At 71.9% G+C, this 23,880-nt stretch carries 16 protein-coding genes and 1 rRNA gene; 6 read left to right on the top strand and 11 right to left on the bottom strand.

What is annotated here, in order from left to right:
• Positions 1-7 precede the first annotated feature (7 nt).
• The 5 genes from SRB5_RS29650 to SRB5_RS29630 form a co-directional block, all read right to left on the bottom strand.
• Positions 8-799 (bottom strand): hypothetical protein, encoded by a 792-nt coding sequence (locus SRB5_RS29650; protein ID WP_153456542.1) that lies wholly within the window; start codon positions 797-799, stop codon positions 8-10.
• Complete coding sequence (locus SRB5_RS29645) at positions 799-2,523, bottom strand: stealth family protein (protein ID WP_323378707.1); 1,725 nt, start codon at positions 2,521-2,523, stop codon at positions 799-801. The genes SRB5_RS29650 and SRB5_RS29645 overlap by 1 nt, the downstream gene beginning before the upstream one ends.
• A 465-nt stretch (positions 2,524-2,988) precedes the next feature.
• The gene (locus SRB5_RS29640; protein ID WP_153456540.1) at positions 2,989-7,938 is read right to left on the bottom strand and encodes an NAD-glutamate dehydrogenase; all 4,950 of its coding nucleotides are present in this window, start codon (positions 7,936-7,938) and stop codon (positions 2,989-2,991) included.
• Between the two features lie 534 nt (positions 7,939-8,472).
• Positions 8,473-9,123 (bottom strand): HAD family hydrolase, encoded by a 651-nt coding sequence (locus SRB5_RS29635; RefSeq protein ID WP_153456539.1) that lies wholly within the window; start codon positions 9,121-9,123, stop codon positions 8,473-8,475.
• 135 nt (positions 9,124-9,258) lie between these two features.
• On the bottom strand, positions 9,259-9,771 hold the full coding sequence (locus SRB5_RS29630; protein ID WP_153456538.1) for a DUF6912 family protein: 513 nt from the start codon (positions 9,769-9,771) through the stop codon (positions 9,259-9,261).
• Between the two features lie 232 nt (positions 9,772-10,003).
• Between SRB5_RS29630 and SRB5_RS29625 the strand changes: the two genes are divergently transcribed.
• Positions 10,004-10,519, top strand: a complete 516-nt coding sequence (locus SRB5_RS29625) for an Rv3235 family protein (protein ID WP_323378706.1) — start codon at positions 10,004-10,006, stop codon at positions 10,517-10,519.
• A gap of 66 nt (positions 10,520-10,585) precedes the next feature.
• Here SRB5_RS29625 and secA read toward each other — a convergent pair whose 3' ends face one another.
• On the bottom strand, positions 10,586-13,387 hold the full coding sequence (secA, locus tag SRB5_RS29620) for a preprotein translocase subunit SecA (protein ID WP_323378705.1): 2,802 nt from the start codon (positions 13,385-13,387) through the stop codon (positions 10,586-10,588).
• A 274-nt stretch (positions 13,388-13,661) separates the two neighbouring features.
• Between secA and SRB5_RS29615 the strand changes: the two genes are divergently transcribed.
• The 5 genes from SRB5_RS29615 to SRB5_RS29595 all read left to right on the top strand — a co-directional run bounded on the left by SRB5_RS29615 (position 13,662) and on the right by SRB5_RS29595 (position 18,191).
• Positions 13,662-14,246: a GNAT family N-acetyltransferase gene (locus SRB5_RS29615; protein WP_153456535.1), complete on the top strand. Its 585-nt coding sequence runs from the start codon at positions 13,662-13,664 to the stop codon at positions 14,244-14,246.
• Between the two features lie 43 nt (positions 14,247-14,289).
• Complete coding sequence (locus tag SRB5_RS29610; protein WP_153456534.1) at positions 14,290-15,465, top strand: winged helix-turn-helix domain-containing protein; 1,176 nt, start codon at positions 14,290-14,292, stop codon at positions 15,463-15,465.
• Positions 15,466-15,527: 62 nt separating this feature from the next.
• Positions 15,528-16,445, top strand: coding sequence for a ComF family protein (locus tag SRB5_RS29605; RefSeq protein WP_228390547.1), 918 nt, complete (start codon positions 15,528-15,530; stop codon positions 16,443-16,445).
• A 247-nt stretch (positions 16,446-16,692) separates the two neighbouring features.
• Positions 16,693-17,370, top strand: a complete 678-nt coding sequence (hpf, locus tag SRB5_RS29600) for a ribosome hibernation-promoting factor, HPF/YfiA family (protein ID WP_323378704.1) — start codon at positions 16,693-16,695, stop codon at positions 17,368-17,370.
• 110 nt (positions 17,371-17,480) lie between these two features.
• Entirely contained in the window at positions 17,481-18,191 is a 711-nt protein-coding gene (locus tag SRB5_RS29595) for a response regulator (protein ID WP_153456532.1), read from the top strand.
• A gap of 23 nt (positions 18,192-18,214) precedes the next feature.
• Here SRB5_RS29595 and SRB5_RS37620 read toward each other — a convergent pair whose 3' ends face one another.
• The 5 genes from SRB5_RS37620 to rrf all read right to left on the bottom strand — a co-directional run.
• The gene (locus SRB5_RS37620) at positions 18,215-20,056 is read right to left on the bottom strand and encodes an LpqB family beta-propeller domain-containing protein (RefSeq protein ID WP_153456531.1); all 1,842 of its coding nucleotides are present in this window, start codon (positions 20,054-20,056) and stop codon (positions 18,215-18,217) included.
• Positions 20,056-21,885 (bottom strand): MtrAB system histidine kinase MtrB, encoded by a 1,830-nt coding sequence (gene mtrB / locus SRB5_RS29585; RefSeq protein WP_153456572.1) that lies wholly within the window; start codon positions 21,883-21,885, stop codon positions 20,056-20,058. The genes SRB5_RS37620 and mtrB overlap by 1 nt, the downstream gene beginning before the upstream one ends.
• A gap of 40 nt (positions 21,886-21,925) precedes the next feature.
• Entirely contained in the window at positions 21,926-22,603 is a 678-nt protein-coding gene (mtrA, locus tag SRB5_RS29580) for a two-component system response regulator MtrA (RefSeq protein WP_153456530.1), read from the bottom strand.
• Between the two features lie 7 nt (positions 22,604-22,610).
• A complete protein-coding gene (mtnA, locus tag SRB5_RS29575; protein WP_153456529.1) occupies positions 22,611-23,702 on the bottom strand; it encodes an S-methyl-5-thioribose-1-phosphate isomerase in 1,092 nt (363 codons plus the stop codon).
• A gap of 74 nt (positions 23,703-23,776) precedes the next feature.
• Positions 23,777-23,880, bottom strand: a 5S ribosomal RNA gene (rrf, locus tag SRB5_RS29570); the annotation flags it as partial.

Genomic DNA, 23,880 nt, shown 5'->3' with positions numbered 1-23,880 from the left:
TCCCGGTTCACGCGATGCGCTCGGCGGTCAGGGCGAGCCGGCCGGTCGGGGTGTAGTACGGGGCGACGCGGATGCGGATCCCCGAGGGGTCCAGGAGGAGCCGGTCGGGGAGGCGGAAGACGCGCTTGGGGGCGGTGACGTCGGTGCGCAGGCGGCCCATGCGCAGGGGGGTGTCGCGGCCGGGGACCCGCAGGCGGAGGTCGTACGTGCGTTCGGCCTTGGTGTGGGTCAGCGCGGCGGGGCCCAGGCGGGCGGTGAAACGGTCGCCGTCCCACTCCGTCGGCAGCTCGGTGCCGGTGTCCTCCCCGCGGGGGGTCAGCTCGGCCACCGCGCCCGCGGGCTCCTGGGCGATGAGACGGCCCCGTACGGTGACCGCGGTCCAGCCCACCTCGACGTGCTCCACCTCGGCGCCGGGGGCCGGCGGCACCCGCTGGAGCGCCGCGCCGTCGGGGCGGGGGCACAGGCGCACCGGCTCGCCCGGCTCGGCCCGGGTGGGGCCGTCGGGGCGCTGGGCGCGGGGTGGCGGGGTGACGGCGTAGACGCGGCGGCGGCCGCGGGCGGGGGTGAGCTCGATGCGCAGGGGGACGGTGCCCTCGACGTGGGCGGCGGGGAAGGTGCCGGCGCCGAGGGTGAGCTCGCCGAAGCCGGTGAGGCGGGCGTGGCGGGTGCCGTCGGGGAGGCGGACGCTGATGTTGAGGGTGCGGCCGTCGAGGAGGGAGAGGTGGGCGGCGGGGAGCTGCGGGAGGGGGCGGGGGGGCCGGCGCCGGAAGAGCCTGGGCTTGAGGAACCTGCTCGGCATCAGTCGTCGCCGCCCAGCTCGTAGGGGCTCGGCACGGGGAAGTAGGCCTCCAGGAACGGTTTGAGCAGGGCGGTGTGGCCGGCGGTGTCCTCCTCCTGCGACAGGGTGTCGTTGATGCAGAACACCGTGCGGTTGCGCTGTGCCAGCAGCCGGTCGAGGCGGGAGGCGGCGTTGGGGTGCGACAGGTCGAGGTAGGCGTAGCGCACGCGGGCGCTGGTGGCCCGGCCGGTGAAGAACGCGTAGTAGTGGTGCAGGGAGGAGGGGATGGCGAGGTCGTCGCGGCTGCGGAAGCGGTGCGAGGCGGTGGCGGCGTGCTCGGCGGCGAACTCCCGCTCGATCTCCTCCAGCACGCTGCGGCGCAGGGCGTGGGGGGTGTGCTTCATCTTCTGTACGGGGGTGGCCCCGAACTTACGCTCGATGAGCGCCCGATTGTTCTTGGCGGCAACGGATACGGGTACGTCCTCGTCGCCGGGAGCCCCCAGCGGGACGAGGGCGGGCGAGGGGAAGAACTTGGCGATTCCGTTGGCGAGGAAGAAGTCCTGCGGGAGGGTCTCGCGGCCGAGGAAGACGTCGTCGTTGAAGTAGAGGAAGTGCTCGCTCAGCCCTTCCACATGGTGGAGCTGGCTCTCGATGGCGTGCGAGTTGAACGTGGGCAGCATGTCCGGGTCGCGGAAGATCTCGCGGTGGCTGACGACCCGTAGCCGTGGATGGGCGGTGTCCAGCCAGCCGGGCACCTGGTCGTCGGTGACGAGGTACACCGAGCGGATCCAGGGCGCGTAGGTGGCCAGGGAGCGCAGGGAGTAGCGCAGTTCGTCGTGGTCGGCGTAGCGGGCGGCGTTGGCGGCCTCGGCGTGGTAGGCGGTCCCCGCGTACCGGGCGCGGCGGCGCAGCCAGGCCGGGTCGGAGCCGTCGACCCAGGTGTAGACGGCGTCGACGGGGAAGCGGATGTCGTCGGGCAGCGGCCGCGTGAACTCCTCCCGGGTCCGCACCTTCAGCCGCCCGCAGCCCCAGCCGCTGGCGTCGGGCAGCAGTACGGGCTCGGCGTCGGCGTCCACGACCTCGGTGACGCGCTCGGGGCGCGGGGCGTAGAGCCGCCCGTCCTCCTCGGTCCAGAACTCGACGTCGCACCCGAACCGCTCCCCCAGCACGGGCGACCCGAAGTCGGTCGTCCGGAACCACGTCAGCCGGATGACCCGGGCCCCCGCCAGCCGCCGCCAGGTGGCCGCCTCGAACCCCGGCGCCATGGGCTTGCCCGGCCGGTTCACGTACGCGGGCTGCGCCTTGGCGAGCCGCGTCAGTACGGCGATGACCTTGCGCCGCTGCCCCTCGGTCACGGCGACGACGCTGGGCCCGCGGGGTTTGCCCCGTACGACGAAGTAGTCGATCCCGGCGGTCCTGAACACCCGGGTCACGGCGACGAGCCCGGCCCGCCGCGCGTGCACGGGCGACAGATCCCGCTGCACGTGCGCGATGCGCGGCTGCCCCCCGTCGACGACGACCACCCGCCCCGGCGCCACGGCCAGCTCCCGCCACCGCCGCGCCAGTGCGGCGGCCCGCAACCGCACCATGTGCCGCGCGGGCGCGGCCCGGGCGATCCGCGCCTTGACGTCCCGCCGCCGCTGGACGGAGTACCGATCGGCGATGGCCCGCCGCACGGACAGCGGCAGGGCACGCCGATAGGCGGCGACAACGGCGGACTTCTCAGGGTTGACTCGAGGCTCCACGGTCACCATTTGACCTGAATACCCGAATTCTTACGCCCCGATCAAGCAGAAACGCGGCAACCCCGCCTCCGGGACGGAGACGGGGCCGAATGCCGGTGTCCGGGGGCGGGACGCGTGCGGGGTCTGCGCGGCGCCGTCCGCCGGCTCCCCGCGCCTGCGGCGCGGGGCGGATCGCCCACCCACGGCCACCCGTTTCCGGGTGACGAGGTCGCCGTAGCCGGCGATGGGCTTGCGACGGGGCGCCGCAGCCGGCGATGGGCTTGCGGCGGGGCGCCGCAGCCGACAGCAGGGTGACGCGGCGTGGCTGGGCGACGAGCCGGGACAGGGCGGCGGGCCGGGCGGAGAAATATCCACCAGCCCGCCGCACCGAACAACCGAGCGCAAGTCCCCCTACAGCCCGTCCGGCGTTTGAGGACGAGGCGCGCAGCGCCGAAACGGGGGTCCGGGGGCGGAGCCCCCGATCTGTTACCGGTTACTGCGAAGCAACGTCCGCATCGTGCGCATGGCCACCGACAGGTTCGCGAGGTCGAACGTATCGGAGTTCTGAATCTCCTCCAGCGTCGCCCGAGCCCGCCCAAGGATCGCCGCGTTCCGCCTCTCCCACGCCGCGAACCGCTCCTCCGGAGAGGCCTCCCCCACAACCTCCGCGGCGAGCACATCCGCCGTCAGCAGCTGATGCGCCGCATACAGATCCTCCCGGATCGAGGCCCGGGCCATCGACTGCCACCGATCCGTCCGGGGCAGCTCGATCACCCGGTCCATCAGCTGACTGATCCGCACCCGGTCCCCGAGGTCGTAATACACCTCCGAAACCTCCATGGGAGGCAACGACATCCGATCGGCGACAGCCACGATGTCCAGAATCGGGAACGCGGACGAGAACCCGGCAACCCGAACAGCCAGCTCAGCCGGAACCCCGGACCCGACCATCTCGTCGTGCACCTTCTCGTACCACTCCAGATCCGCCCCCCGCAGCGGCGACGGCAGCGAGGCCCACACCTCGGCGACCCGGTCGGAGAAGAACTCGATGGTCTCGCTGAGCTGCAACGGCTGCGGCCGGTTGTTGAGCAGCCACCGCGCCCCCCGCTCGACCAGCCGCCGCGAATGCAGCCGCACCCGCGTCTGCACCTCGGCCGGCACCTTGTTGTCCAGCGCCTCGACCGCGTCCCAGAAGTCGGACAGCCGGAAGACGGCCCGCGCGGCGGTGTGCGCCCGCACGATCTCCTCGGTCGACGCCCCGGTCTCCTCCCGCAGCCGGTGCAGGAAGGTCGTACCACCGGTGTTCAGCGTGTCGTTGACCAGCACCGTCGTGATGATCTCCCGCCGCAGCGGATGCGCCTTGATCTGCTCGGCGTACGGCTCGCGCACATCCTCGGGGAAGTACGAGAACAGCAGCCGCTCCAGATAAGGATCGTCCGGCAGCTCCGTGGCGATGACATCCTCGGCCACAGTGATCTTCATATAGGCGAGCAGCACCGCCAGCTCGGGCTGCGTGAGCCCGAACCCGCCGGCCTGCCGGTCCCGGATCTGCTTGTCGGACGGCAGGAACTCCAGCGCCCGGTCCAGCTTCCCGTCCCGCACCAGCTTGCGGATGAGCCGCTGCTGGGCGTGGAGCAGGCTGGGCGCCTGGGCGAGGGAGTTGGCGAGCGAGGTGTTCTGCGCGTAGTTGTTGCGCAGCACCAGATCGCCGACCTCGTCGGTCATCGCGGCGAGCAGCTTGTTGCGCTGCTTGACCGTCATGTCGCCCTCGGCGACCACCGAGTTGAGCAGGATCTTGATGTTCACCTCGTGGTCCGAGGTGTCCACGCCCGCGCTGTTGTCGATGGCGTCGGTGTTCATCCGCCCGCCGACCCCGTCGGGGCCGCCCTCGCGGGAGAACTCGATCCGCCCCAGCTGGGTGGCGCCCAGATTGCCGCCCTCGCCGACAACCTTCGCCCGCACGTCGCCGCCGTTGACCCGGATCGCGTCGTTGGCCTTGTCGCCGACGTCGGCGTGGGTCTCGGCGGAGGACTTCACGTACGTACCGATGCCGCCGTTCCACAGCAGGTCGACCGGCGCCTGCAGGATGGCCTTCATCAGCTCGGCCGGAGTCATCTTGGCGACGGAGCCGTCGATGCCCAGCGCCTCGCGCACCTTGGCGCCCACGGGAATGGACTTGGCGGTACGGGGGAACACGCCGCCGCCCGCCGAGATCAGCCCGGCGTCGTAGTCCGCCCACGACGACCGCGGCAGCTCGAACAGCCGGCGCCGCTCCGCGTAACCGGTGGCCGCGTCGGGCCGGGGGTCGAGGAAGATGTGCCGGTGGTCGAAGGCGGCGACCAGCCGGATGTGCTCGCTGAGCAGCATGCCGTTGCCGAAGACGTCACCGGACATGTCGCCGATGCCGACCGCCGTGAACTCCTCCGTCTGGGTGTCCGTCCCCAGCTCGCGGAAGTGCCGCTTGACGGACTCCCACGCGCCGCGGGCGGTGATCCCCATGCCCTTGTGGTCGTAGCCGGCGGAGCCGCCGGAGGCGAACGCGTCGCCGAGCCAGAAGCCGTACGCGACGGCGACCTCGTTGGCGATGTCGGAGAAGGTGGCCGTGCCCTTGTCGGCGGCGACGACCAGATAAGTGTCGTCCTCGTCGTGGCGCACCACGTTCTCCGGGTGCACGACCGCGCCGCCGACCAGGTTGTCGGTGATGTCGAGCATGCCGGAGATGAACGTCTTGTAGCAGGCGATGCCCTCCGCCAGCCACGCCTCGCGGTCCGTGCCCGGGTCGGGCAGCTGCTTGCCGACGAAGCCGCCCTTGGCGCCGACGGGCACGATGACGGTGTTCTTCACCTCCTGCGCCTTGACCAGGCCCAGGATCTCGGTACGGAAGTCCTCGCGCCGGTCCGACCAGCGCAGACCACCGCGCGCGACCTTCCCGAAGCGCAGGTGCACGCCCTCCACCCGCGGCGAGTACACCCAGATCTCGTACGCCGGACGCGGCGCCGGCAGATCCGGGATGGCCTGCGGGTCGAGCTTGAACGACACGTACGAGTGCGGGTCGCCGGCGCTGTCGTGCTGGAAGTAGTTGGTGCGCAGCGTCGCCTTGATCACCGTCAGGAAGGAACGCAGGATGCGGTCCTCGTCCAGGGAGGCGACCTGGTCCAGCGCGCCGTTCAGCTCCTCCAGGATCCCGTCGGTGAGCTCGGTGCCCGCCCGCTGGTGCTCGGGCGAGTTGCGCGCCTGGAAGAGGCTGCTGAGCAGCCGGGTGGTGTGCACGTTGTTGTGGAGGGTGTCCTCCATGTACGACTGGCTGAACGGCGAACCGGCCTGCCGCATGTACTTGGCGTACGCGCGCAGCACCATCACCTGGCGCCAGTCCAGCCCGGCGCGCAGCACGAGGGAGTTGAACGCGTCGTTCTCCGCGCGCCCGTTCCACACGGCGGCGAACGTCTCCTGGAACCGCTCGCGGGCGTCGTCGCCCAGCTCGTGCGCGCCGCCGTTCGCCGGCGGGGGGAGCTTCAGCGCGAAGTCCGACACCCAGGCGGTGGTGCCGTCGGTGCAGCGCAGCTGGTACGGGCGCTCCTCGACGACCTCCACGCCGAGATTCTGCAGCACCGGCAGCACCTTCGTCAGGGAGAACGGCGCCCCCGCCCCGTACACCTTCAGCCGCCGCTCGTCGTGGGCGGCACCCACCGGCTCGTACAGGCTGAGGGTGAAGCGCTCCTTGCCGCCGGCCGAGGTGAGCCGCTCGAAGTGCTGCAGGTCGGCGACGGCGGTGCGCGGGGTGAAGTCGGCCTTGTAGCCCTCGGGGAAGGCCCCGGCGTAGCGGCGGGCGAGCTCGCTGCCGCGCTCCTCGCCGCACTCGGCCACCAGCGCCTCCTGGAAGGCGTCCGTCCAGGAGCGGGAGGCCTCGGCGAGGCGGGTCTCGATCCGGTTGACGTCGGCGTCGGTGAGCTCGCGCAGCGGCGTGCCGGGCTCGACACGGATGACGAAGTGCAGCCGGGACAGGACGGACTCGGTGTTCCAGGCGGTGAAGTCGACGGAGATCCCGCCGAGTTCCTCCTTGAGGATGGAGATCAGCCGCAGCCGCACGCCCGTGGTGTAGCGGTCGCGCGGGAGGTAGACCAGGGCCGAGTAGTAGCGCCCGTACTCCTCCTGGCGCAGGAACAGCCGCAGCCGGCGGCGCTCCTGCAGATACAGCACATGGGTGGCGATGGACTGGAGCTCGGCGGGCGAGGTCTGGAACAGCTCGTCGCGCGGGTAGGTCTCCAGGATCTGCAGCAGGTCGCGGCCGTCGTGGCTGTTCGGGGTGAAGCCGGCGCGGCTGAGCACCTCGGCGACCTTGCGGCGGATCACCGGGACGCGGCGCACGGACTCGGTGTACGCGGCGGACGAGAACAGGCCGAGGAAGCGGCGCTCGCCGACGACGTTGCCGTCGGCGTCGAACTTCTTCACGCCGACGTAGTCGAGGTACGCCGGGCGGTGGACGGTGGCGCGGCTGTTCGCCTTGGTCAGGACGAGCAGCCGGTGCTCGCGGGCCTTGGCGCGGGCCTCGGCCGGCAGCCGGTGGAAGGACTCGCTGGTGCCGCCGGGGGCGCCGGGGACGTGGTTGTGGCTGGGGTCGGAGCGCAGGATGCCCAGGCCCGTGCCGGGAATCGCGGTGAGCTCGCCGTCGGGCTCCTCGTCCGCGCGCTCCGGGGACAGCTGGTACTCGCGGTAGCCCAGGAAGGTGAAGTGGTCGCCGGCCAGCCAGCGCATCAGCTCGCGGGCCTCCTCCACCTCCCGCTCGGGCAGGTCGGCGGGCACGGGCTCGTCGGCGAGGTCGTCGGACAGGCGCAGCGCGGCGTCGCGCATCTTCTGCCAGTCCTCGACGGACTCGCGTACGTCGGACAGCACGCGCTGCAGGTCGGCCGTGACCTGCTTGAGGTCGGCGCGGTCGGTCTCGCGGTCGATCTCGACGTGGATCCACGACTCGGTGAGCGCGTCGTGCGGGAGCTGGCCGCCGGGCTTGGGCAGCATCTCCAGCAGCTTGCCCGTGACGTCGCGGCGGACCGTGAGCTGCGGGTGGATCACGAGGTGGATGCCGGCGCCGCGGCGGGTGAGCTCGTTGGTCACCGAGTCGACGAGGAACGGCATGTCGTCCGTGACGACCTCGACGACGGAGTGGCTGGACGTCCAGCCGTTCTCCTCCACCGTCGGGGTGTGGACCTTGATGTTGGCCGTGCCCTGCGGGCGGTTCTGGGCCAGCCGGTAGTGCGAGAGAGCGGCGCCGAGGACGTCGACCGGGTCACGGTCGGCCAGATCCTCGGGGGCGGTGTGCAGGTAGTAGCGCTGGAGGTACGTGGAGAGCTCGTCGGGCGCCAGTCCCCCCTCGCCCTTCTCGGCGACCTTGGCGGCTCGGCCGAGCAGCTCGGCCTTGGCTTCGTCCAGCTTGGTCTGCATGTCCTCTGGCTCCTGTCGCGCGCCGTTGCGTGACGTTAGTGGGAACGGGTGGCTTCGCGCCGGGCCCCGGTGTTGCCGGTCCACATCGACGCTATGCCGGAACGAGAGAGGACCGGGCCCGTATCAGCCATCTGTGACCGAGAGGCTGTCGCCGAACCCCCGCCTGCGCCCCGACGCCCGGCACGCACCCTCGCCGCACGGCGCCACAGGACAGGTGGCTCCGCCACATGACCTGTGGCGCCGCACGCCGAGGGCACGCACCGAACGCCGCTGCGCCCGCGCTCCGCGCGGACGACGGGGGTTCGGCGACAGCCTCTGGGGCACCGGTCCTGGGCGTCAGCGACACCCGGAGGCCGGTCGGGCTCCGGGACGGAGGCTGGAGCGACGGTGCCCCAGCCGGCTATCGCGCTGATCACGACCCCAGGCTATCCCCACGGGGGCGGCATGCGTCATGAGCCGTATGTGTACAAATCTGGGACCGGAATTTTGCCGGAACGGACAGTGCGCACCGGCAATCGGACCCTCCGGTCCCCGCTACGCCGCCAGTTCCCGCGCGAACGCGACCGCCTCCGTCAGGCTGTCCGCCACCGGCACACCCGCCCGCTCCAGACTCGCCCGGCCGTGCGAACCGCCCGCGTACAGCACCGCGTGCGCACCCGCCTGCGCCGCCGCCAGGGCGTCGTCCACCGCGTCACCGATGACCACCGTACGGTCCGGGGATATGCCGTCGAGGGCGGCGAGATGCCGCACCATCTGGTCCCCCTTCCCGCCGCCGTTGCGCCCGACGAGCCCGTCGACGCGGACGAACCGCTCCGCGATGCCGTGCTCGCCGAGCAGCGGCACCAGCCGGTCGTGCGGCGCCAGCGAGCACACCGACTGGGTGCGCCCCTCGTCCTGCCAGGCGGCGAGCAGCGCCGCGGCGCCCTCGGCCAGCACGGACGACCGCGAGCTGCGCCAGTAGTGCCGGTGGAAGGTCTCGTCCATGACGTCCCACTCCTCGGAGGTGGGGATCCGGCCCATGATCCGCTCGTAGAACTTCGGCACGGGAACGCAGAACAGCTCGCGATACCGCTCCAGCGTGATCGCGGGCAGCCCGAGCTCGGTGAACGAGGCGTTCGTCGCCTCGATCACCGCATCGAGATCGTTGTAGAGGGTCCCGTTCCAGTCCCACACCAGATGCGCCATGCCGAAAACGTTACCCGCCGCGTCCGACAACCCGGCCAACCCGGTGGCTGCACTGTCTCGGGGGACAACCCCCGAACCCCCGGCCGGACAAGCAGGTCGACCGGGGTACCCGGTATGGAACCAGAACGCCGCAGGTCAGATGAGGTTCGGGAGCTCCTGCACGCCGTACCAGAGGAGCTCGTGGTCCTCCGCCCCGTCCACGGTGAAGCGCGCGTCGTCGTCCCCCTGGTCGGCGGCGCCCAGCGCCGAGGCGGCGGCAGCGACGTCGGCCTCGGCGTCGGCGGCGTCCACGTGCACGGCGGCCGCGAGCCGCAGCGGGACGGCGGCGGCGATCCGCACCTCGCCCACGGACGCCGGGTCCAGCGCGCGGTCGGGGTCGGCGACGGCGGCCCCGTCGGGGAGCTCGGCGGCGAGGACCACCCGGCGCCGGGGCGCGTCCGGGGCGACGGCGAGCTGCCGCAGGCTGGCGGCGGCGGCCCGGTTGAGGGCCGCGTACTCCAGCTCCTCGATGTCGTCCGAGACGTACCACTCGCGCAGCGCGGGAGTGACGGCGTACCCGGTCAGGGGACCGCCGGACGGGGAGCTCACCTCGCCGGCCTCGTGTGCCTCGGCCAGTCCGGGAAGCGTCAGGGGAACGTACACACGCATGGTCGAAGCATAGGCCGCCGCCGACCAAGGGTCCCCCGACCGAGTGGTTTCCGCGGCCTCCTGTACGACGCCGGGCCCCGTCCGGGCCGGCCGGCAGAAACGAAACTGCCCTGGTCCCGTCACCCTGATAGGTGAATCACGCGGCGCCCGCGGCCCGATTGCCCGCTGTCAGTGCTTGCCGCTACAAGTGGCCGTGTCGCAGTCATGGCACGCAATCACGGGGGTGACCAGCGTGAACAAGACCAGAAGGCCGTCGCCGGGAAGACCGGCGACCCGCCCCGGCAGCACCGGCCCGAGCAGATCCCGCCCGGGGACGGGCACCCGGGCGCGAACCCGTCCCGTACCGACCGGCCGTACGAGCCCGCCCGACCGCCGCGATCCGCGCCGCCCCGGCGACCGGCGGATCCCGGGCCTGGCCCGCGAGCGGCATCCGCAGGACTGGTTCGCGCTGCGGCTGCTGCTCACCCTGAGCGGCCAGAAGCCGGTGCACTGGATGCTCGGGCACACCGTCGGCGCGGCGTACGACCAGCTGATGGCGCTGGCGCCGGGCCTGCCGCTGCGCGGCCCGGTCCGCCCGCGGATCGTCGAGTGCCGGGGCAGCGAGCCCGTCCCGGACGTGCTGGAGGCGCACGCCGTGATCGCGTACGGCCCGGCCCGCCGCGCCCTGGCGTTCCGCCTCGAACGCGGTGCGGACGACCGCTGGCGCTGCGCCGCCGTGGAGGTGGGCCCGCGTCCGGCGCCGGATTAACAGAACGGGACCGGCCGGCGCCCCCGTCGAAGGAGGAGCCGGCCGGTCCCGTGGATCAAACCCCGCCTACTTCTTGCGGCGCCGCCCGCCGCCCTTCTGCGCCTTGCGGCGCTCGGCGCGCGTCATGCCGTCGGCCTCGGAGCGCACGGGGCCGGCGGACTCGAACTCGCCCTCCTCCACACCGCCCTCCGCGGTCGGCGCGGAGAAGTGCAGCCGGTCCGGACGCTGCGGCGCGTCGAGGCCCTTGGCCTTGATGGCGGGCCGCCCGGCCGGGACGGCGTCCTCGGCCTTCTCCAGCGAGGGGGCGGCGTCGGCGACGGCCACCGTCTCGACCTGCTGCTCGACCTGGACCTCCAGGTTGAACAGATAGCCGACGGACTCCTCCTTGATGCCCTCCATCATGGCGGTGAACATGTCGAAGCCCTCCCGCTGGTACTCGACCAGGGGGTCCTTCTGGGCCATCGCCCGCAGGCCGATGCCCTCCTGGAGGTAGTCCATCTCGTACAGGTGCTCACGCCACTTGCGGTCGAGCACCGACAGGACGACCCGCCGCTCCAGCTCCCGCATGATCTCGGAGCCGAGCTGCTTCTCCCGCGCCGCGTACTGCGCGTGGATGTCCTCCTTGACCATCTCGTCGATGAACTCGCCGGTCACACCGGCCCGGTCACCGGCGGCCTCCTCGACCTCCTCGACGGTCACGGAGATCGGGTATAGCTGCTTGAACGCGCCCCACAGCCGCTCCAGGTCCCACTCCTCGGCGAAGCCCTCCTGGGTCTCGGCCGCGATGTAGGCGTCGATGGTGTCGTCCATGAAGTGCTGCACCTGCTCGTGCAGGTCCTCGCCCTCCAGGACGCGGCGGCGCTCGCCGTAGATGACCTCGCGCTGGCGGTTGAGCACCTCGTCGTACTTCAGGACGTTCTTACGCGTCTCGAAGTTCTGCTGCTCGACCTGCGACTGGGCGGAGGCGATGGCGCGGGTGACCATCTTGTTCTCGATCGGGACGTCGTCGGGGACGTTCGCCATCGACATGACGCGCTCGACCATCTGCGCCTTGAACAGCCGCATCAGGTCGTCGCCCAGCGACAGGTAGAAGCGGGACTCGCCCGGGTCGCCCTGACGGCCGGAGCGGCCGCGCAGCTGGTTGTCGATACGCCGCGACTCGTGCCGCTCGGTGCCCAGCACGTACAGGCCGCCCAGCGAGGTGACCTCGTCGTGCTCGGACTTCACCGCGGCCTTCGCCTTCTCCAGGGCGGCCGGCAGGGCGGCGGCCCACTCCTCGGCGTTCTCGACGGGGTCGAGGCCGGCCTGGCGCAGATCGGCCTCGGCCAGGTCGTCGGGGTTGCCGCCGAGCTGGATGTCCGTACCGCGGCCGGCCATGTTCGTCGCCACGGTGACCGCGCCGCGGCGGCCGGCCTGGGCGACGATCACGGCCTCACGGGAGTGCTGCTTGGCGTTGAGGACCTCGTGCGGCACGCCGCGCTTCGCGAGCTGCTGCGAGAGGTACTCGGACTTCTCCACGGACGTCGTGCCGACCAGGACCGGCTGGCCCTTCTCGTGCTTCTCCACGATGTCGTCGACGACCGCGTCGAACTTCGCCGGCTCGGTGCGGTAGATCAGGTCGGACTGGTCGACCCGGGCCAGGCCCCGGTGCGTCGGGATCGGCACCACGCCCAGCTTGTAGATCTGCTGGAACTCGGCGGCCTCGGTCATCGCCGTACCGGTCATGCCGGAGAGCTTGTCGTACAGGCGGAAGAAGTTCTGCAGGGTGATCGTCGCGAGCGTCTGGTTCTCGTCCTTGATGTCCACCCCTTCCTTCGCCTCGATCGCCTGGTGCATGCCCTCGTTGTAGCGGCGGCCGGCGAGGATACGGCCGGTGTGCTCGTCGACGATCAGGACCTCGCCCTCCATGACGACGTAGTCCTTGTCCTTCTTGAACAGCTCCTTGGCCTTGATGGCGTTGTTCAGATAACCGACGAGCGGGGTGTTCACCGACTCGTAGAGGTTGTCGATGCCCAGGTAGTTCTCCACCTTGGCGACGCCCGCCTCGTGGATACCGACCGTGCGCTTCTTCTCGTCGACCGCGTAGTCGCCGGTCTCGGCCTTGCCCAGGCGCGGGTCGCCGGGCTCGCCCTTCTTCAGCCGCAGGACGAGCTTGGCGAAGTCCGCGTACCACTTGGTGGCCTGGTCGGCCGGGCCCGAGATGATCAGCGGCGTACGGGCCTCGTCGACGAGGATGGAGTCGACCTCGTCGACCACGGCGAAGTTGTGGCCGCGCTGGACGAGCTCGTCCTTCGACCAGGCCATGTTGTCGCGCAGGTAGTCGAAGCCGAACTCGTTGTTCGTCCCGTACGTGATGTCGCAGCCGTACATTTCGCGGCGCTGGGCCGGCGGCATGTTGGCGAGGATGCAGCCCACGGACAGACCGAGGAACTTATGCACCCGGCCCATCCACTCGGAGTCGCGCTGGGCCAGGTAGTCGTTCACCGTGATCAGGTGGACGCCCTTGCCGGAGATCGCGTTGAGGTACGCGGGGAGGGTGCCGACCAGGGTCTTGCCCTCGCCGGTCTTCATCTCGGCGACATAGCCGAGGTGCAGCGCGGCGCCGCCCATCAGCTGCACGTCGTAGTGCCGCTGCCCGAGGACGCGCCGGGCGGCCTCGCGGACCGTGGCGAAGGCCTCCGGCAGGAGGTCGTCGAGGCTCTCGCCGTCGGCGTAACGCTCCTTGTATTCCTCCGTCAGCGCGCGGAGCTCGGCATCGGAGAGGTTCTCGAAGTCCTCTTCGATGGAATTGACCTGGTCCGCGATGCGGTGCAGTTTGCGCAGGATCTTGCCTTCACCTGCACGCAGGATCTTTCCGAAGACGGACACTTGGGCTGGCTCCTTGCCGGTCGGGCCTGGCACGGTCGAATGCGCTGGCGCGGTCTGTTCTGGGAGGCGGACATACTCGTCCGCCCCGGCCGCACCGGCCATCGTATGCGAGGGAGCGCCCGCACCGGGAGGGCTGACCACGTACGGGCACGGCCGAGCCGCACATTCGCGGTCGCGCCCCTCGCCGTGTCAACGACGCGACCCGGTGGAAAGTGCCGCACATCACGCATCCGAACGCTCCCGGATCCGGACGGCGGCGACGGACAATCCGCGCATGGAGCCCATCACGCTGACCACGGACCGGCTGCTGCTGCGGCCTTTCACCGCCGCCGATACGGAAGCCGTGTACGTCGCGTGCCAGGATCCGGAGATCCCGCGCTGGACGACCGTTCCCCAGCCGTACACCCGGGAGCACGCACAGATATTCGTGACGGAGATCTGCGCGGCGGGCTGGCGCGCCGACACGTCGTACAACCTCGCGGTCACCCGGCGTGACGACGGTGCGCTGGTCGGTGCCGTGGGCCTGGTCCGGCTCAGCCTGGCGGAGCCCGTACGGACGGCGGAGCTCGGCTACTGGACGGCGAAGGAGCAGCGCGGCCACGGCTACACGGCGGAGGCCGGCGACGCGCTGAGCACGTGGGCACTGCGGACGCTGGGCGTCGAACGGCTGGAGTGGCTGGCGGAGGCCGGCAACGAGGCGTCGCGCGCGGTGGCCCTGCGCATCGGATTCACCCTGGAGGGGACCCTGCGCGCCCAGATCCCGCGCGGGGACACCCGCCGCGACGCGTGGATCGGGTCGCTGCTGCCGTCGGACCGGGGGATGGTGGCGGGGCGGCAGTACGTTCCGTACGGGCGCTGAAAACCGCCGCCGGGTTGTCGGCCGGGCGCACTACCCTCCACGCATGGATCAGCTGACCGCCGCCGAGGCCCGCCGTATCGCCCTTCGCGCCCAGGGGTTCCTGGGCGCCCCCGACCGCCGCGCCGGCGTCCGGGGCGTCCTGCGGAGCCTGGGCGCCGTCCAGCTGGACACGATCTCCGTCCTCGCCCGGTCCCACGAGCTCGTGCCCTACGCCCGCCTCGGCGCCGTCGGCCGGACGTCCGTGGAGGACGCGTACTGGAAGCACGCGAACTCCTTTGAGTACTGGTCCCACGCCGCCTGCATCCTGCCCATCGAGGAGTGGCCCCTCTTCGCCTTCCGCCGCCGCGCTTTCCGGTCCCGCGGCCACCGCTGGCACCGGCTGAAGGACCGCGACGCCTCCCTGGCGGCCGTCCTCGACCGGCTGAAGACGGAGGGCCCGCAGACGTCCACCGACCTCGGCGGGGCGAAGAACGGCGGCCCCTGGTGGGACTGGTCGGACACGAAGATCGCCGTGGAGTGGGGGCTCGACACCGGCGTGGTGGTGTGTACGGAGCGGCGTGGCTGGAAGCGGGTGTACGACCTGGCCGAACGGGCCGTCCCCGGCGACCTGTTCCACGACGACCTGGACGACACGGAGTGCATACGGCGCCTGGTCACCCAGGCCGGCCGGGCACTGGGCGTGGCGACGCGCGCCGACCTCGCCGACTACCACCGGCTGCGCGCCGCCCAGGTGGACGCCGTGCTGGCGGACACCCCGCTGGTGCCGGTGGAGGTCGCGGGCTGGGGGAAGCCGGCGTGGGCGGATCCGGAGGCCCTGGCGGAGGCGCCCCGGGGGCGGCACCGGACGACGCTGCTGTCGCCGTTCGACTCGCTGGTGTGGGACCGGGCGCGGACAGAGCGGATCTTCGGGATGACGCACCGGCTGGAGGCGTACGTCCCCAAGCCCAAGCGGATCCACGGCTACTTCGCGATGCCGGTGCTGGCCGGGGGGCTGCTGGTCGCGCGCGTGGACCCGGCGCGCGAGGGCGGGACGCTGGTGGCGCGGCAGGTGTCGCTGGGCACGGATCTGCCGGGGGGTGTGACGCCGGCGCGGGCGGTCGCGCCGACGGCGGCGGCGCTGCGGGAGGCGGCCGGGTGGGTGGGGGCGTCGGAGGTGCGGGTGGAGCGGGTGACCCCGGCCGAGCTGCGGCCGGCGATGGAGGCGGCGGTCGCGGGCTGAGGTTATCCACAGGGGGTCGCGGATGGGTTGGGGGGCGGGCATCGTGGTGTGTGAGGGGGGCGATGCGCGTGTTGTACGAAATGACGGGACCGGGCGGTCCACGGTCCGGGGCGGGCCGGGCGCTGTGGGGTGAGCTGGTGGGGCTGCTGATCCCGGTGGTCTGCGCGGGCTGCGGGGGCGCGGGGGCGGGGGCGTCGGGAGCTGCCCTCCTGTGCGCCGGCTGCGCGGCGGGGCTGTCCGGGCTCGCGCCGCGCCGGGTGCGGCCGACGCCGGTGCCGTGGGGCCTGCCGCCGGTGCACGCGGCGACGGCTTACGCCGGTGCGGTCCGTGCGCTGCTCCTGGCCCACAAGGAGCGCGGCGCCCGCCCCCTCGCGGCGCCGCTGGGCGCCGCGCTCGCCGCCGCCGTCCTGGCGTCACCGGTCCCGGCTCCGGCTCCGGCTCCGGCTCCGGCTCCGGCTCCGGCTCCCGCGGACGACGCCGGGGTGATTCTCGTCCCCGTCCCCTCCTCCGCCGCCGGGCGCGCCGCCCGGGGGCAGGACCACACCCGGCGGCTCGCCCGCGCCACGGCGGGCGCCCTGCGCCGGTGCGGCGTCCGGGCCCGCGCGGCGCCCCTGCTGCGGCACCGGCGGGAGGTGGCCGACCAGGCGGGCCTCACGGCCGCCGGGCGCCGCGCGAATCTGGCGCACGCCCTGGAGGCCACGCCCGCCGCCCGGCTCCTTCTGCCCGCCCGTCCGGCCCCCGTTCCACCGCGTCCCACGCGCCGCACGGCCCCCGCGAGAGCGCCCGCCCGGCCCTGCCCGCCGGGCCCCCGCGTGGTCATCATTGATGACGTGATGACGACGGGGGCCACCCTCGCGGAGGCCGCCCGGGCGCTGCGGGAGCACACGGCGTGCCCCCTGGACGCGGCGGTCGTGGCGACGTCCGAAAGAGCCTTCCGGGAAGGGAAGAAACTCCGCCGTAACGAACGTTTCGGCTGGTAGAACGGTCAGTAGAGGACAGAGGGTGCCGTAGCTCCGCAAGAGAGCTATGTTCGATTCATAGAGAGGTGTCCCCCGGAACAGGGGGGATGTCGATCTTGATGTCTGGGGAGGAGGAGGTGAGAGCCGGCCGCACCCCGTCGAGCGCGGACGGCTGAAAGAACCCCGAGGCTCCGGACGTACACCGGAGCCCAGCGCACAGAGGGCGACGCCCCGCCACAGCGCGAGGCGACCCGGAACGGAGTTCTGCGTGGACATCGTCGTCAAGGGCCACAAGACCGAGGTGCCGGAGCGATTCCGGCGGCACGTGGCCGAGAAACTGAAGCTGGACAAGATCCAGAAGTACGACGGCAAGGTGATCAGCCTCGATGTAGAGGTGTCCAAGGAGCACAATCCGCGGCTGGCGGACCGCTCCGACCGCGTGGAGATCACCGTCCACTCCCGGGGTCCCGTAGTCCGTGCCGAGGCTTCGGCCGCGGACCCCTACGCGGCACTCGACCTGGCCACGAGCAAGCTCGAGGCACGGCTGCGCAAGCAGCACGACAAGCGCAGCTCCCGCCGCCCCGGCAAGGGACGCGTCTCCGCTGCCGAGGTCGGCGACGTGGTGGCGAACGCCGCCCAGCTGACCGACACCGGCGAACTCCCCATCGCCGCAGGCCAGTCGGAGGAGTCCCCCGCCGAGTACCCGCCGCCGCACAAGGCCGGTCCGCTGGAGGTGGACGGCGAAGGCCCCCTGGTGGTCCGGGAGAAGACCCACGCCGCCGCGCCCATGGCGCTCGACCAGGCGCTCTACGAGATGGAGTTGGTCGGCCACGACTTCTATCTGTTCGTCGACTCCGAGACCAAGCAGCCCAGCGTGGTCTACCGCCGTCACGCCTACGACTACGGCGTGATCCACCTGGACCCGTATCCGCTCGCTGGAAGCTGAAATTCCGCCATCCTGGGCGGCGGGGCGCATCCCCCGCCGCCCGGGCATGAAATCATGGCGCTGCACGGCCAGTCGGCAGCCGCCGCCTCACGGGCGGCCCAGGGGGAGAGATGGCGAACAGCTTGGAGCCCACGGCCGAGGTGGAGCTCGGCTCCCGCAAGGAACCGATCCGCGTCCTCGTCGTGGACGACCACGAACTCTTCCGCCGCGGCCTGGAGATCGTCCTGGCCCAGGAGGAGGACATCCAGGTCGTCGGCGAGGCGGGCGACGGGGCCGAGGCCGTCGACAAGGCGGCCGACCTGCTGCCGGACATCGTGCTGATGGACGTACGGATGCCGCGCCGCGGCGGCATCGAGGCCTGCACCTCGATCAAGGAGGTGGTGCCCAGCGCGAAGATCATCATGCTGACGATCAGCGACGAGGAGGCCGACCTCTACGACGCGATCAAGGCCGGGGCGACGGGCTATCTCCTCAAGGAGATCTCCACGGACGAGGTGTCGGCGGCGATCCGGGCGGTGGCCGACGGCCAGTCGCAGATCAGCCCCTCGATGGCGTCCAAGCTGCTCACGGAGTTCAAGTCGATGATCCAGCGCACCGACGAGCGCCGCCTGGTCCCGGCCCCCCGGCTGACGGACCGCGAGCTGGAGGTGCTGAAGCTGGTGGCGACGGGCATGAACAACCGTGACATCGCCAAGGAGTTGTTCATCAGCGAGAACACCGTGAAGAACCACGTGCGCAACATCCTGGAGAAGCTCCAGCTGCACTCCCGGATGGAGGCCGTCGTCTACGCGATGCGCGAGAAGATCCTCGAGATCCGCTGACGGGACCGGGGCAAACGGGCGGACTACCCCGGATAGACCGGCGCCACCCCGCCCGAGGCGACCTTCTCCCAGTCCGACCCCACCGGCAGCCGCACCACACCGGCCTGCTCCGAGATCGCGACCAGCGGCATGCTCACGTCCTCCGAGGCCGCCACGGCCGACACCCCCGTCACCGTCAGCTCCCGCGCCCGGTCCTCCGGCAGCCGCCCGTCCGTCTCCACGAACATGACCTGGTCCACGCCGTCCCCGACGCGCCCCACGACCGCGAGCCGGCTGTCACCGGCCCACGACACGGCCTGCACGTCCTCCAGCTGCGGCGCGATCTCCGTCAGCGGTTGCACCCGCAGCCTGTCCCCGCTGCGCGTGATCCCGCCCAGCATCAGCCGCCGCCCGCCGTCCGCGTCGGCGACGACCAGCGCGATCCGCGCCCCCTCCGCCGCGACCCGCAGCGCCTGGATCCTGTCGCCGCCCAGCCCCGGCACCTCGACGACCCGCGGCACCGCCGTCCCGCCGTCCGACCAGTACAGCACCGACCCCGCCGCCGTCCGGTCCGCCACCCACAGATCCCCGTGCCCGTCCCAGCTCGGCGCCGTCAGCCCGCTGACCGCCGGATCCCCGCCCGGCGCGGCCTGGCTCCGCAGCAGCGGCTTGCCCAGCACCGCCGAGCTGCCCAGCCCCGTCGAGTACAGCACGCCCCCGCCCGCCGCCACCGCCGCGACCTGCTCCTCGTCCCGCGACACGGCGACCGACTGGATCTTGGCCTTGCCGTCCTGGAACGGCCCGGACACCACCGCCGCCTCACCGTCCCCCGCCGGTACGCGCATCAGCCGCTGCTCGTCGTCGATGTAGTAGTAGCGCGGGTGCTCGTCCGCCCTGGTCAGCCTCTCCGTCGCGTACTGCCCGGCCGCGTCCTCCGTCAGCACGCACAGCTGCGACCCGCCGGCCCGCACGGCCACCTCGCTGAGCCGCGCCGCGAAGCCGTTCTGCACCGTGTACCAGAGCTGTGCGGCCATCTTCCGGCACGTCAGCCGGTCGGGCGGGGTCTTCAGCCTGAGCCGTACGGTCAGCTTCTGATCCTCCAGCACGACCGCCCCGCGCCCGGCCAGAGTCGTGTTCGCGGGGAACGCCGACCGAGCGATCTCGGCCATCATTCCGCCCTGACCGCGCACCAGCGCGGCGACGGCCATGGTAGTGGCGGCCGCCGGATTGACCTGCTGGTCACGCACATACACGGGCGAGGCGACCAGCGCCTCGGGCTCCCGTTTGGTGAAGTAGTACGTGTTGACCGGCTCCTGATAGGTCCGCTTGAACTCCTTGGTGCTCAGCACCAGCCCGCCGCCCGGCACCCGGGAGATCCGCCACTCGCCGCTCTTCTCCTTCACGACCTCGACGAAGCTCTCGTACTCCTGCACCCCGGGCCGGTACGCGCCGGTCTCGGCGTCGAGCGTGGCGATCTGGTGCCCGGACAGCCGGAACTTCATCACCCCGCTGTCCTTGGGCTCCGGCGCATGGTCCCCGCGCGGCACGTCGTCGGCCTCACGGGTATCCGGCGCCGACGTGAGCACGGTGGTCTCCGTCGGCGGTTCGAACGCCTCGCGGGCCTCGGCCGTCAGATACTGCCGGGTCGTGGTGTAGTTCAGGTCGTCGCTGCGCAGGGTCTCCAGATACCCCGCGACGATCTGCGACGCCCCGTCGCCCTTCTTCGGCGGTACGGGCACGGTGCGCGCCCACCGGTCGCCGGGCTTGTCGGCCTTGTCGACGGCGCTCACGCCCCCGCTGTCGGGCATCCCCACGCACCCGGCCAGCACCACGCCGACACTCGCCAGCACGATCCCCTGGACCAGGCGTACCCCACGGCCGTTCACTACTGCTTCTCCCACTCCGTGACCCGCCGCCCCGTCCCGGGCAGCGCGGTCGGATCGGCCGTCGGATGGGCGGCCCCCGCCGACGGTACGGTCACCGGCCCCCGCCCCTGCGCGGGCACGGACGCCAGCAGCCCCGTGTCGGCGGCCGCGGCCTCCCGCCGCAGCGCCTGCTGCGCCCGCGAGTCCTCGGGCTCCAGGGGTATCGGAGAACCGCGCAGCGGCTCCCCGGACGTCCGCGGCAGCGTCAGCCGGAACTGCGACCCGCCGCCCGGCTCGCCCCAGGCCTGCAGCCAGCCGCCGTGCAGCCGCGCGTCCTCCACGGCGATCGACAGCCCCAGCCCCGTACCGCCCGTGGTCCGCGCCCGCGCCGGGTCCGCCCGCCAGAAGCGGTTGAACACGCGCGTCGCCTCCCCGGGCTTCAGCCCCACGCCGTAGTCCCGCACGGCGACCGCGACGGCCCCGTGCGCGACACCCAGCCGCACCACGACGTCCCGTCCCTCACCGTGCTCCACGGCGTTCACGACCAGATTGCGCAGCACCCGCTCCACGCGCCGCGAGTCGGCCTCGACGATCACCGGCTGCTCGGCCCCGCGCACCACGATCCGGCTGCCCTTGCGCTCGGCAAGCGGCTCGGCGCCGTCCACGACCCGCCGTACGACCTCGCGCACGTCGATCGGCTCGGCCTCCAGCGCCGCCGCGCCCGCGTCGAAGCGGCTGATCTCCAGCAGATCCGACAGCAGCGACTCGAACCGGTCCAGCTGCCCCAGCAGCAGCTCCGCCGACCGCCCCGTCACCGGGTCGAAGTCCGCACGGCTCTCGTGGATGACGTCCGCTGCCATCCGTACGGTCGTCAGCGGCGTCCGCAGCTCGTGCGACACGTCGGAGACGAACCGCCGCTGCATCCGCGACAGCTCCTCCAGCTGCTGGATCTTGCCCTGCAGATTCTGCGCCATCTTGTTGAACGACTCGCCGAGCCGCGCGATGTCGTCCTCGCCGGTGACCTTCATCCGCTCCTGCAGCCGGCCCGCGGCCAGCCGCTCCGCGATCCCGGCGGCCATCCGCACGGGCGTCACGACCTGCCGTACCACCAGCCAGGCGATCGCCCCGAGCAGGACGACGACGAACACCCCGGCGGTGGCGAGCGTGCCCTTGACCAGGCTGAGGGTCTTCTCCTCCTCGGTGAACGGGAAGAGGTAGTACAGCTGGTACGGATTCCCGTTGACGTCCTGCAGCCGCTGCCCGATGACGATCCCGGGCACGGACTCGCCGCCCTTGTACCGGATCCGGGTGTACTCCTGGAACATCCCGTCGCCGTCGTCGACCCGCGCCTGCAGCTCGGGCGACACGGTATCCGGCTCGACCGACCCGATCGACCCGACGCCGATCCCGATGGGCGCCGTCACCGGCGTCGCGTCGTTGTCGGGCTCACCGCCCAGCCCGCCCGGCCCCTCGTCCGACGGCAGCGCGATGACCTGGAAGACGCCCTGACCGCTGCCGCTGCCGCTGTTCAGCGACTCCACCAGCAGCCGGTGCCAGTCCTCGGGCGCGGCCTGCCGCCCGGACGCCTGGGCCCGCCCCTCGGACTCGGCCCGGTCCTCGGCGTTGGCGAAACCGCCCTGCGCCTGGCTCGTCGCCACGGACAGCTTGCCCTCGAGCAGCCCGTTGCGGACCTGCCCGATCACGACGATCCCGAGCAGCAGCACGACACCCATGGACATCAGCAGGGTCGTCGCGACGACCCGCAGCTGGATGTTGCGCCGCCACAGCAGCACGGCAGGCTGCAGCGGCCGGCGGACCCAGCGCAGCACCATCCGCAGGATGGGCTGCATCGGTCCGCCGGCGGCGCCGGGCTGGAGCAGCCGCGACACGCTAGCTGGGCCCTGCCTTGTACCCGACACCACGCACGGTGACGACGATCTCCGGCCGCTCCGGGTCCTTCTCGACCTTGGAGCGCAGCCGCTGCACATGCACGTTCACCAGCCGGGTGTCGGCGGCGTGCCGATAGCCCCAGACCTGCTCGAGCAGCACCTCGCGGGTGAACACCTGCCACGGCTTGCGGGCCAGCGCCACCAGCAGATCGAACTCCAGCGGAGTCAGCGCGATCTGCTGCCCCTCCCGCTTCACGGAGTGCCCCGCCACGTCGATCACCAGATCGCCGATGGCCAGCTGCTCCGGCACGGGCTCCTCGGAGCGCCGCAGCCGCGCCCGGATCCGGGCGACGAGCTCCTTGGGCTTGAACGGCTTGACGATGTAGTCGTCGGCACCCGATTCGAGGCCCACGACGACATCGACGGTGTCGCTCTTGGCGGTGAGCATGACGATCGGCACACCGGACTCGGCGCGGATCAGCCGGCACACCTCGATGCCGTCCCTGCCGGGCAGCATCAGATCCAGCAGCACCAGGTCAGGCTTGGCCTCGCGAAATGCGGCCAGCGCCTTGTCGCCGTCAGCGACGAACGACGGCTCAAAACCTTCTCCACGCAGCACGATGCCCAGCATCTCCGCCAGCGCGGTGTCGTCATCGACGACCAGGACGCGTCCCTTCATACGGACATCATCCCATCGCCCCGCGAAACTCGGAGGCCACGCCGGAGTGATCCGTTTCACGCAGAAAATCCCCACCCGCCATCCGCGCGAGTCCGTCCCCACGCACAGGTGAGACGACACCCCGCTCCGTGACGATCGCGGTGACCAGCCCGGGCGGCGTGACGTCGAACGCCGGGTTGTACGCCTGCGTCCCCGGCGGCGCCGATCCGGTGACCTCGTCCCCGGCCCGCTGCTCGATCTCGATGGACGCCCCGTCCGGGGTGTCCAGGTCCACGGTGGACACGGGCGCCACCACGACGAACGGCACCCCGTGATGCCGCGCGAGCACGGCGAGGGGATACGACCCCACCTTGTTCGCCACCGACCCGTCCGCGGCTATCCGGTCCGCCCCGACGAGTACGGCGTCGACCTCACCGGCCGCGAACAGCGACCCGGCGGCGTTGTCGGCCAGCAGCGTGTACGGCATCCCGCTCCGCGCCGCCTCGTAGGCCGTCAGCCGCGCCCCCTGGAGCAGCGGCCGCGTCTCGTCCACCCACAGCCGCCGCAGCTCCCCGTCCCGGTGCGCGGCCCGTACGACGGCGAACGCCGTCCCCTCGCCCCCGGACACGAGCGCCCCGGTATTGCAGTGCGTCAGCACCCGGTACCCACCCCCGGGCACCAGCTTCCCGAGCAGCTCCACCCCGAGCCGCCCCATCTCCCGGGACCCCCGCGCATCCTCCTGGTGCAGCCTCCGCGCCTCATCCAGGGCGGCCCGGGCCCCCTGCCCCGGCCCGGCGTCCCGGAACGCCTCCAGGGCCCGCTGTACGCCCCACGCCAGGTTCACGGCGGTGGGCCGGGCACCGGCCAGATCCCGCGCGGCCTCGTGTACGTCGAAACCCCGCGCGGCCGCCAGAGCGATCCCGTAGGCGCCGGCCAGCCCCAGCAAGGGGGCACCACGCACGGCAAGCGTCTGAATGGCTTGGACAAGGCACGGCACATCCGTACAGAGAAGCTCGACCTCCTCCGCCGGCAATCGGGTCTGATCCAACAGGACCAGCACAGGTCCGTCTCCTGGCTCCGCGGGTTCCTCCCAGCGGAGCGCAACCAAGTCTTCAGCCATACAGCCCAGTCAACCCGCAACGCAAAAAAGCCTCAACCCCTGGCACAGAATGCCGGGGGTTGAGGCTAAAAATTGTTCGGCGGCGACCTACTCTCCCACAGGGTCCCCCCTGCAGTACCATCGGCGCGGAAAGGCTTAGCTTCCGGGTTCGGAATGTAACCGGGCGTTTCCCAATCGC

The organism is Streptomyces smaragdinus (genome assembly GCF_009604385.1).
GTDB lineage: Bacteria > Actinomycetota > Actinomycetes > Streptomycetales > Streptomycetaceae > Streptomyces > Streptomyces smaragdinus.
This window is presented reverse-complemented; position numbering and strand designations above follow the sequence as displayed.

Bases quoted from the DNA above. Each gene is read 5' to 3' on its own strand.
- SRB5_RS29650 (WP_153456542.1), bottom strand. From the start codon at position 799: ATGCCGAGCAGGTTCCTCAAGCCCAGGCTCTTCCGGCGCCGGCCCCCC.
- SRB5_RS29640 (WP_153456540.1), bottom strand. From the start codon at position 7,938: ATGCAGACCAAGCTGGACGAAGCCAAGGCCGAGCTGCTCGGCCGAGCC.
- SRB5_RS29635 (WP_153456539.1), bottom strand. From the start codon at position 9,123: ATGGCGCATCTGGTGTGGGACTGGAACGGGACCCTCTACAACGATCTC.
- SRB5_RS29630 (WP_153456538.1), bottom strand. From the start codon at position 9,771: ATGCGTGTGTACGTTCCCCTGACGCTTCCCGGACTGGCCGAGGCACAC.
- SRB5_RS29615 (WP_153456535.1), top strand. From the start codon at position 13,662: ATGGAGCCCATCACGCTGACCACGGACCGGCTGCTGCTGCGGCCTTTC.
- SRB5_RS29610 (WP_153456534.1), top strand. From the start codon at position 14,290: ATGGATCAGCTGACCGCCGCCGAGGCCCGCCGTATCGCCCTTCGCGCC.
- SRB5_RS29605 (WP_228390547.1), top strand. From the start codon at position 15,528: ATGCGCGTGTTGTACGAAATGACGGGACCGGGCGGTCCACGGTCCGGG.
- SRB5_RS29595 (WP_153456532.1), top strand. From the start codon at position 17,481: ATGGCGAACAGCTTGGAGCCCACGGCCGAGGTGGAGCTCGGCTCCCGC.
- mtrB (WP_153456572.1), bottom strand. From the start codon at position 21,885: ATGCAGCCCATCCTGCGGATGGTGCTGCGCTGGGTCCGCCGGCCGCTG.
- mtrA (WP_153456530.1), bottom strand. From the start codon at position 22,603: ATGAAGGGACGCGTCCTGGTCGTCGATGACGACACCGCGCTGGCGGAG.
- mtnA (WP_153456529.1), bottom strand. From the start codon at position 23,702: ATGGCTGAAGACTTGGTTGCGCTCCGCTGGGAGGAACCCGCGGAGCCA.